This window comes from Acidobacteriota bacterium (assembly GCA_028875575.1).
Taxonomy (GTDB): Bacteria; Acidobacteriota; Terriglobia; order Versatilivoradales; family Versatilivoraceae; genus Versatilivorator.
The window spans coordinates 1-9,506 of the sequence record JAPPDF010000048.1 but is presented as its reverse complement, the minus strand read 5'-3'; the positions used below and the strand labels follow the sequence as shown (position 1 = coordinate 9,506).

General features: G+C 61.6%; 9 protein-coding genes. 4 read left to right on the top strand and 5 right to left on the bottom strand.

The window, feature by feature from the left end; genetic code table 11:
- The 5 genes from OXI69_07375 to OXI69_07355 all read right to left on the bottom strand — a co-directional run.
- Positions 1-1,322: DUF3857 domain-containing protein (locus OXI69_07375; GenBank protein ID MDE2665954.1), on the bottom strand; the 1,322-nt coding region annotated here is incomplete at its 3' end.
- 130 nt (positions 1,323-1,452) lie between these two features.
- Positions 1,453-3,336, bottom strand: coding sequence for a carboxypeptidase regulatory-like domain-containing protein (locus tag OXI69_07370; GenBank protein MDE2665953.1), 1,884 nt, complete (start codon positions 3,334-3,336; stop codon positions 1,453-1,455).
- Between the two features lie 90 nt (positions 3,337-3,426).
- Positions 3,427-4,131, bottom strand: coding sequence for a TIGR04282 family arsenosugar biosynthesis glycosyltransferase (locus tag OXI69_07365; GenBank protein MDE2665952.1), 705 nt, complete (start codon positions 4,129-4,131; stop codon positions 3,427-3,429).
- 38 nt (positions 4,132-4,169) lie between these two features.
- Positions 4,170-5,168: a sugar phosphate isomerase/epimerase gene (locus OXI69_07360; protein MDE2665951.1), complete on the bottom strand. Its 999-nt coding sequence runs from the start codon at positions 5,166-5,168 to the stop codon at positions 4,170-4,172.
- A 66-nt stretch (positions 5,169-5,234) separates the two neighbouring features.
- Positions 5,235-6,365, bottom strand: coding sequence for a Gfo/Idh/MocA family oxidoreductase (locus OXI69_07355; protein ID MDE2665950.1), 1,131 nt, complete (start codon positions 6,363-6,365; stop codon positions 5,235-5,237).
- 539 nt (positions 6,366-6,904) lie between these two features.
- Here OXI69_07355 and OXI69_07350 point away from each other — a divergent pair.
- The 4 genes from OXI69_07350 to hisH are packed head-to-tail and all read left to right on the top strand — an operon-like array spanning position 6,905 to position 9,422.
- A complete protein-coding gene (locus OXI69_07350) occupies positions 6,905-7,147 on the top strand; it encodes a CDGSH iron-sulfur domain-containing protein (GenBank protein MDE2665949.1) in 243 nt (80 codons plus the stop codon).
- Positions 7,140-8,252: a histidinol-phosphate transaminase gene (hisC, locus tag OXI69_07345; GenBank protein ID MDE2665948.1), complete on the top strand. Its 1,113-nt coding sequence runs from the start codon at positions 7,140-7,142 to the stop codon at positions 8,250-8,252. The genes OXI69_07350 and hisC overlap by 8 nt, the downstream gene beginning before the upstream one ends.
- On the top strand, positions 8,230-8,823 hold the full coding sequence (gene hisB, locus OXI69_07340) for an imidazoleglycerol-phosphate dehydratase HisB (protein ID MDE2665947.1): 594 nt from the start codon (positions 8,230-8,232) through the stop codon (positions 8,821-8,823). The genes hisC and hisB overlap by 23 nt, the downstream gene beginning before the upstream one ends.
- Positions 8,823-9,422 carry an imidazole glycerol phosphate synthase subunit HisH gene (hisH, locus tag OXI69_07335; GenBank protein ID MDE2665946.1) on the top strand — a complete coding sequence of 200 codons (600 nt, stop codon included), beginning with the start codon at positions 8,823-8,825 and terminating at the stop codon, positions 9,420-9,422. Before hisB ends, hisH begins: the two co-directional genes overlap by 1 nt.
- The last annotated feature ends 84 nt before the right edge of the window (positions 9,423-9,506 follow it).

Below are 9,506 nucleotides of genomic sequence, written 5' to 3'. Positions count from 1 at the left end.
CCGGAAGTGGGAGTCTTCTGGAAAAAGGGTTGTTTCCGGTGGAGGATCAGCGATTCGACGCCTTCCTCGGGCCACAGCAGCATGCCGGATTCGAGGTAGGGAGAGGACGGATCGTAGAATTTCCACTTGCCGTCGAGTTCGACCGCAACCTGCATGCGGTTCAGGAAATAGGGGTCCAGAAAATTGGAGTTGAAAAAAAAGTCGTCCCGTCCGGCAGCCAGGGAGACATAGGCTCGAATTCCGGCAGCGTTCAAGAGCGCAGTGAACAGCTTGATGACGTCTCGTCCCGTTCCCATCCCTTGCTTCAGGGTGTCGGACGGCTTCTTGCGGGGCTTCAGTTTCAGACGTTGCTCGGCCGTTACCCCGGAACGGTCGTGTTGGATGTTTTTAATGTGGTTGAGACAGTAGTCCAGGATGCGATCGATTTTCCGGGTCGGCGTAACCAGACCCGCGATCAGCTCGGCGGCTTTCTTCTTGATGGAGCCGTCGATCTTGACATCGCTCTTGATTTCATTGCGAACGGCTTTTCCAAATTCGCTCCAATACTTGTCCGGATTCAACTTGCGCCGCTTGGAGTAGAACAGCAGCATCCAGGAACGGATGTTGTCCTCGGGAGGCATGCGGACTTCGGACTTGAAGGCCGGAACGTCCTGGACGGTGATGGATTGCCACCCCCCGGGCATTTCCCTGAATGCCTCGCTCCTCACGTTGAAGACCTGGAAACTCATCAGGTAACCCAACCGCTCCCAGGCATAGTCTGAAGGCTTGACGTGATAGCTGACCTCCCAGGAAGGGATGTCCCGCTGAAAATAGAGACGGGCATACTGGGAGAAATAGTCATCGCGATACTGTTTCCACTGATACTCGATGATGTCGCCCGGCTCCACCGACGGCATGGAAAAGGACTTGAATCTGACCTTGATTCCGCGGGTCCTGGCCACCGTCCGTTCGAAGATGAATCGACCGGGAACCTCCACAATGCGGCCGTCCGACTTGATGGTTCGTGCACGCAGGTCGCCGATGCGAATGTCGTCGAACGCCGACAGCAGGTCGATGGTGGCGTACTCCTGTACGCCGCGTTCGGTAAAGATCTTGATGCGGATGTACTGCTCCTTGACGTTCTGCGGCTGGCGCCCACCAATCATTTGATCCGTCACCCAGGTCCGCCAGAATATCGCCTCGGCATCGGCATCCGGATCGATCCGGGGATTTTGCTCAGCAAGGTGGGCCGGCTGGACGGGAGCCCACTTGACGGCGGCGGCCGGAAGACAAAGGACCAGAGGCAGCAGCAAGGACGCCAGGACTCGAAGAGCCGGTTTCATCAGAGTTCTCCGGTTGGGATGGAATGGGGAAGGTAAATTGTGGTTCTTCAACGGGAAGCGATTGGCCCGGTCATGATACAACACGCCTCACACGGACACAATCGGCTTCGGCTTGGGCGTGAAACCCGGCTCAAAAGGGGAATTGCCTGGCCGAGGTCGGGGACACTCTCAGGTCTACATTCGAGGTGCCGGCTCCCTTGACGACGTCGACCAGCCTGGAGTCGAACACCTGGGAGATGCCGTAGCCTCGACTGGGGTGGGTGGCGTCCGGCTTGGAACGGAGCGCCAGAAAGTACCGGCCCGGGGACAGTCCCGCCAGCGTGTATTGGGGCGAGGGGAGGTCGAACACCGAAGAGGTGTTTTCAACGAAATTGATGAGGACGATCTGCAACTGGTTCAAGCCGGGGGAGTTGCTCGACGACTCGACGGCGCCCGAGATGGAACCCCCGAGTATGAAGGCGAAGTCCAGCTCTTCCAGCAGGTCTCCTTCAACCACCGTCACCACCCGGGGAAGCGGCGACCGCAGTGCGATCAGATTGGGGTCCGAGAGCCTGGGGGTCAGGGAGTAGCGCCCCCCGGGAGTTCCATCCACTCGGAATGAACCGTCCTCATCGACCCGCAGTTGCCGGTCCTCGGATCCCCTGGGATCGAAATCCAGGCGTGCCAGCTCGACCAGGTCCCGTGAGGTGTCCCATTGATACCCAGGCTCCTCGATACGAACCCTGCCACGGAGGCTGGCTCCGGCGGTCAAGTTGAAGTCGATGTCCCGGAGAGCCTTTCCCTCCTCCAACTCGATCCTGTCCGCCCTGTCCAGGCTCAGCTTGTCCCGATAGTAGACCTGGATGAGCCGCCGGTGCTTGGCCGGGAGCAGCATGCCCAGGGTGTAGTCCCCCGGGGGCAGCCCCTGGAGCAGGAAGGCCCCCGACCGATCGGTCTGGGTTCGGGCTGGAGAGAAACCCGGCAGTTCGACCGGTTGCGGAATCACCTGGACTTCCTCCAGCGGCTCCTCGTCCCCCAGCGTCACGACCCTCCCGCTGATCCAGCACTCCTGCATCAGGGTGAAGTCGATGTCGGACAGGGTGAGACCCGACCCGACATCCAGGGCAACTGCCGATTCCCGTTGGAACTGTTGGGGATAGAACACGCGCAGCCAGCTGGGGTGCTGTCCGCCGGGCCGGTCTTCCCCTTCGGAGGGGCCTGCCGACAGCAGGTAGGAGCCCGGCGAGAGGCCGGCCAGCCGGTATCGCCCCAGCGAATCGCTGGTGGCAACGCGGGAGCTCGGGGAAGACCCCTCTTTCTCGGCAACCACCCGGACTCCCTCCAGTGGCTCCAATCCCTTGAGGGCCCGAATCCGCCCCCGAATGGCACCTGCCTGTTGCAGCACAAAGTCGATCCCGGTGAGGTTCCGGCGCTGTTCCACGGCGACGGCTTTTGCATCCTCGCGAATGGAGGTCCCTGGATGGTAGGTGGGAACGTATCGCTGGTCCCGCGTCCCGGCGGAAATGAGGAATTCCCCGGGGGGCAGTCTCGACAGGAGATACCTTCCTTCTTCCCCGGTCGAGGTGGAGACACGGTGATCGGCCGACTCGGCCTGGATGGTAATCCTGGCCAGGGGAGCCTCGCCGACGCTCCTCACCCGGCCGGCCACCGAGCCGCCCATCGTCAGCGTCAGGTCCAGAACGATGAATGAATCGAAAGTAGGGATATGAAGGATGTCGCCACCTTCCGGGTTCCCCGATCCGCCATACTGCCTGGGGAGGTAGTTGGAATCCGGGACTTCGACCTGGATGCGGTAGCGTCCTCGCAACAGGTCCAGGAGATAGCGCCCCCGACGGTCGGTCACAGCCTGGGCCGACAGTTGCCCCCGGTCTTGCGCCAGGGCCCGGACGACGGCTTGTGGAATGCCCTCTCCGGTGTGGGAATCGGTGACCCGCCCGGAAACCTCGGCTGCCTGGACCGGCGCCGGCAGGCTCAAGCCGATGATCAGGAGTCCTGCAGAGGTGAATCGGAACATGGCTGCGTCGAGATTTCCCCGTGACGGGGTGGCAACCCGGGGTGCCCTCCCTGTCACGAGATGGACCCCGCCTCGGTTCGGGACCGAACCTCAGAAATCGTGACCTGCCTCGAGAATCAGTCCTTCCATGGTAGCAAAAAAAGCCGGATCGATCCCAGCTTCAGGGCTTCCCCCTGAGGAGGCCCGGCGGCAGAATCGCTTCAGGTCGCCGAAAGTGTCCAGGTCTGCCTGCCGTTCCAGTGATTTCCAGCGCACTCCCTCCCGCCTGAGCCGGTCCAGGGTGGTTTCATAGACTGCCGGAGTTCCCCAGGGAATTCCCCGCAGGATTTCGGGAAGGCTGGCGGAAAATCCGATCAGGTAGTATCCGCCGTCTTGAGCCGGGCCGATGACCACCTCCTGACGGTTGAGGGCACGGACGGCATCCCGGACAGTATTCGGTCCCAACCCGGGGCAGTCGGTGCCGACGAAGATGACCTTGGAATAACCCTGGCTGAATCTGGTAGTGAGCGCGTGGCTGAGACGCTCACCAAGATGAGCGCCCTGCTGGACATCCACGCCGAAGCCACCCGCTTCCATCCGTCCGGCCTGCTCCAGCGCTTCCTGCAGCGTTCCGGTGAGGCAAAGGCGCGCCTCCACCCCGGAAGCGATGAGAGGCCGCATTCGGGCAAGGGTGTGGTTCAGCAGGGCCTCATGCAGGCGCAGGCATTGCGCCGGGGACAAGGGGGGAGACATGCGGGTCTTGACCGTCCCCGGGACGGGGGCCTTGGCGAAGATATTCAGGGAAGTCCTGTCCATGGGTTGGCGGGGCGCCTTGAGCTTCGTAGGGAGGCGGACTAGTCGCTGGAAAAAGCCGCGTCGAAGGCGACCCCGGAGGGGGCGAAGTCCTGCCGGCGGACCAATGCCAGAGCCTCGGGGGCTCCCCAGTTACGGTCCATGCCGGAGTCTTCCCACTCGATGGAAAGCGGCCCCTGGTAGCCGATGCGATTGAGTGCCCTCATGACCTGGTCCCACTGGACTCCGCCCCTGCCCGGGGAGACGAAGTCCCAGCCTCGGCGATGGTCCCCGAAATCGAGATGGGAGGAGAGGATGCTGTTGCGGCCGTCCGCTTGAACCCGAGCGTCCTTGATGTGGACGTGGAAGATGCGGTCCTTGAAGTCCTCAAGGAAAAAGACGGGGTTGATGAGCTGGGGTATGAGGTGGCTTGGATCGAAATTGAAGCCGAAGCTTGGGTGGTGCCGGATGGCTTCCAGGGTGCGGTGGGCGGTCAGGATATCGTAGGCGATCTCGGTCGGGTGGACTTCCAGGGCAAAGCGAACCTGCTGTTCCTGAAATACCTCCAGAATGGGGAGCCATCGGTCGGCGAAGTCGCGGTAGCCGGCGTCGATGTGGCTCTGGGAGGTGGGTGGGAAAAAGTAGAGCTTGGCCCAGACGCTGCTGCCGGTAAAGCCGTTGACCGTGTCGACTCCAAAAAGTCTGGCCGCGCGAGCGGTGGCTTTCATCTCCTCGGCGGCACGCCGGCGGACTCCTTCCGGATCGCCGTCCCCCCAAATGCGGCTGGGGAGGATGTCCTTGTGCCGGGCGTCAATGGGATCGCAGGTGCATTGACCCACCAGGTGGTTGCTGATGGCCAGGCAGCTCAATCCGAGTCCGTCCAGCAGAGCCCGCTTCTCACGGACATAGCCGTCGCTCTCCAGGGCTCGGTCCACTTCGAAATGGTCGCCCCAGCAAGCCAGTTCCAGGCCGTCGAACCCCCAGTGGCCGGCCTGCTTGGCCAGGGTTTCCAGAGGCAGATCGGCCCACTGGCCGGTAAACAGTGTGACGGGTCTAGCCATTGTCTTCCTCCGGGCTGAGTTGTGCAATCGGTGCGACCAGACTGCCGGCATCGTCCCTCTCTACAACTACCCGGGCCGCAGTGAGATCCATTGTCCGGATTCGGCGCTCTCCTGGATCGCTTCGAGCGCTCTCTGGTTCTCCACACCGTCCTGGAAGTCGGGTGAGGGGGCACGGTTACGCGCCATGGCCTGCATCAGGTCATGGACAATATGAACGAAGGTGTGCTCATAGCCGATGACGTGTCCGGGAGGCCACCAGTTCATGTAAGGGTGAAAGGGCTCGGTAACCAGGATGTCCTTGAATCCCTGGGAATGTTTGGCATCATTGCACAGAAAGAGTTTGAGCTCGTTGAGGCGCTCCAGGTTGAAAGACAGGCTGCCCAGGCTGCCGTTGATCTCGAAGGCGTTGTAATTCTTGCGTCCGGGCGCGAACCGGGTGGCCTCGATGGTGCCCACCGCGCCGTTGGCGAATCGAAGAAGCGCCAGGCCGGCGTCGTCGACCGTTACCCGGCCCTTGCTGGCGGGCCGATCCGGCAGGGGGCGCTGCTTGACGAAGGTTTCCAGCAGGCCCGAGACGCCGCGAATCTCGCCGACCAGAAAGCGGGCCAGGTCGATCAAGTGGGATCCCAGATCGCCCAGGGCTCCACTTCCGGACTTTCGCTTGTCGAACCTCCAGAGAAGCGGCAGTTCGGGGCTCATGGACCAATCCTGAAGGTAGGTACCTCGAAAATGGCGAATGGACCCCAGTTCACCGCCGTCAATGAGTTCCTTGGCCAGGGCCACGGCCGGCACCGTGCGGTAGTTGTGACAAAGCATGTGCGGCGCACCGACCCGGCGAACGGCAGCCAACATTTTTCGGGCTTCGCTCAAGCTGTTGGCCAAGGGCTTTTCGCACAGGATCGCCTTGCCGGCCTTGGCGGCGGCCAGGCAGATCGGCAGGTGGGTATCGCCCGGCGTGGCGATATCGACCAGGTCGATGTCGGGTCGAGTCACCACCTCTTCCCAGGAGGTGCTCCACTCCTGCCATCCCAACCGGTCGGCGGCGGCGCTGACCTGGTCTCGGTTGCGGCCACAGATCACCTTCATGACCGGAAGGGCCGGAGGACTGAAAAAGTGCTGCATCTGACGGTAGGCGTTGCTGTGGGCCTTGCCCATGAACTGGTAGCCGATCAGGGCTACATGGATCTTCCGGACCATTGGTTTGCCCTCAGGCCCCGCTCCCGCAGGTTTGCCGCTCTTGAGCGACTCGCTTCGGGAAGGCGCGCAGTGCCCGTTCTGAAACAGCCCCTTTTTACCCTGTATCAGCGGCCTCGTCGTATGGGGGGACGACGTCGAGGCCAGGTGAACAGTGAATAGTGGATAGTTATTTGATCCGGACGTAAAGCATCTTGTGGGTCTCGGTACTGTTCTTCAGGAAGTGAAACCAGGTCATCGGGCAGTTGGGTGTTCCCGAAATCCTCCGCTGACCACTCTTCACTCATCACTCTCCACTCTCCACTCTCGTCTAATACCGTCCGATTTCAACGCCAGGGAAAGCCTGTATATCAAGATCCCTCGAAGAGGGTCAAGCCTGCGCATCCATTTCCCTGCCTCCGTTTTCCGCGGGCGGCCGAGGGCCGGATGAAGAAGATTTGTCCCTCGGTGGATCTGCTATGATAGACACTTCGTGCCGTCGGCGTGTCGGCAGTGCCGGACCGCGCTTCGGGAATTCGAGTAAGGACTGGAGGAGACTTTCAATGGCGGACACCAAGCTGACGGTGAACAATCACGGCTCCTTGAGAATCACGGGGGAATTTACCATCTACGACGCCCAGGGGCAGGCCTTCGACCTCGGCGGTCGCACTGCCATATCCCTTTGCCGCTGTGGCCATTCCGAAAGAAAACCCTTTTGCGACGGCAGCCACCGCAGGGTCGGCTTCCAATCCGAGGTCAAGGCACTGCGTTTGCCGCCCCCAGCTTCCGGGGGCAGCCGTGGGTGATCCTCTCGCCACTATCAAGCCGGCGGTAAGGGACTTGCAGCCCTATACGCTCAAGCACTTCAAGGCCCCGGTAAAGATCAACCAGAACGAAAACCCCTTCGATATGCCCGAGGCGGTCAAGCGGGCGGTGCACCAGGCGGTGTCCGAGACAGCCTGGTGCCGCTATCCGGACTTCGTTCCGACCTCCCTCATCTCCCGGTTGGCTGACTTCAGCCGTTGGAAGGAGGAGGGAGTGCTGGTGGGGAACGGCTCCAATGAGTTGATCGAGGCCCTGATGGTGGTGACGGTGGAGCGGGGCAAGAGGGTGGTGTTTCCTCAGCCGACCTTCACCCTCTATGGGATGTTCGCCCGGATTCTGGGAGGGGTCTGCCGGGAAGTGCCCCTCAGACCGGATCTGGAGTTCGACGGACCTCGCCTGCTGAGCGAAGCCGCTGAAGCGGATCTGACCATTGTCTGTTCGCCCAACAATCCCACTGGAGGCGTGCTGGACCGCGGCGACCTTGAGATGATCCTGCGCCAAGCGGGTGGATTGGTGGTGGTGGACGAGGCCTATCATGAGTTCAGCCGGCAGTCGGTGGTGCCGCTCTTGGACCGCTTCGAGAACCTGGTGGTGCTCAGGACCTTTTCGAAGGCGATGTCGATGGCTGCTTTGAGGGTCGGCTATCTCCTGGGCCCTCCGAATCTGGTGGAGCAGGTGGCCAAGGCCAAGCTGCCCTACAACCTCAATGTTTTTTCCATGGCGGCGGCCTCGGCGGCGCTGGAGCATTTCGACCAGTTGGAGCCGCAGATCGAACGGGTGATTGCCGAGCGGGACCGGCTGTGGGAGGGTCTGAGCCGTATTCCCGGCGTAGAGCCCTTTCCGACCCAGGCAAATTTCATGGTCTTTCGGCTGGCCGCGGATCCGGGAATGGTCTTCAGGGCCCTTTGCGAGGAGGGAATATTGGTGCGCGACGTCAGCCGCTATCCCATGCTGCAGCAGTTTCTGCGGGTCAGCGTGGGCCTGCCCCGGGAAAACGACCGCTTTCTGGCAGCCTTGAGCCGGATCATGAAGCCAAGCCAGACCATGCATGGGGAGGTGAAGGTTGAACAATCAACGGACATCTGAAGTATCCCGCAGAACCACTGAAACCGATATTTCCGTCAGGTTGAACCTGGATGGAGAGGGAGCCTCCCAGGTTTCGACAGGGATTCACTTCTTCGACCACATGTTGATCCTGATGGCCAAGCACGGCTTGTTCGACCTCGAGGTGCGCTGCCAGGGAGACCTGGAGGTGGACGGCCACCACACCGTCGAGGACGTGGGAATCGCTCTGGGGCAAGCCTTCGACCGGGCCCTGGGCACCAAGGAGGGCATCACCCGCTATGGTATGGCCTATGTCCCCATGGATGAAGCCCTGGGGCGGGCCGTGGTGGACTATTCCGGGCGCCCCTTCCTGGTCTGCAAGGTTGCGTTTCCGGCCGAAAAAGTCGGCGAGCTCAACACCGAGTTGGTGGAGGAATTCTTCCGTGCCCTGGCGGTTCACGGGAGAATGAATCTCCACATCGAAATTCTCTACGGGAAGAACTCCCACCACATGGCCGAGGCCATGTTCAAATCGGCCGGTCGCGCGCTCTCCCTGGCGGCTGCCAGGAATCCGGCAGTCAAGGGCGTGCCCTCCACCAAGGGCGTTCTGTGATGATCACCATCGTTGATTACGCCATCAACAATCTTCACAGTGTGCAGAACGCCTTTCGCAGCCTGAAGATTCCGTCACAGATCAGCCAGGATCCCGAAACGATCCGAGGCGCACGCAAGCTGATCCTGCCGGGAGTGGGCGCCTTCGGGGATGCGATGGAGAATCTTCGCGCCAGGAAGCTGGTGGAACTGCTGAGGGAAAAAGCAGCCGACGGAACCCCCCTGCTGGGACTGTGCCTGGGTCTCCAGCTGCTGTTCAGCGAGAGCGAGGAGTTCGGATCGGTCGCCGGGCTGGGCTGCATTCCGGGGAGGGTCAAGAGGCTGCCGCCGGAAGTGCAGGTTCCCCACATCGGCTGGAATCAGTTGCACCTGCAGAGGTCCGATCCCCTGCTGGAGGGAGTGGCCGAGGGCAGTTTCGTCTATTTCGTCCATTCCTACTATGCCGATCCCGTTGACGCCGGCCACGTTGTAGCCACCACCGACTACGGCATCGACTTCACGGCCGTGACCCGAATGGGTAACGTGTGGGCGACCCAATTCCATCCTGAAAAGAGCCAGGACGTCGGCTTGCGCATCCTCAGGAATTTCGCCGCGCTATGAACGGTTCGATCCGCGGGGCGTGAAGACCCGGCAGGAATGCCGGCCAGGGCCAGGCCACCGGAGCTCCGGGTTCGCCACAAGGCA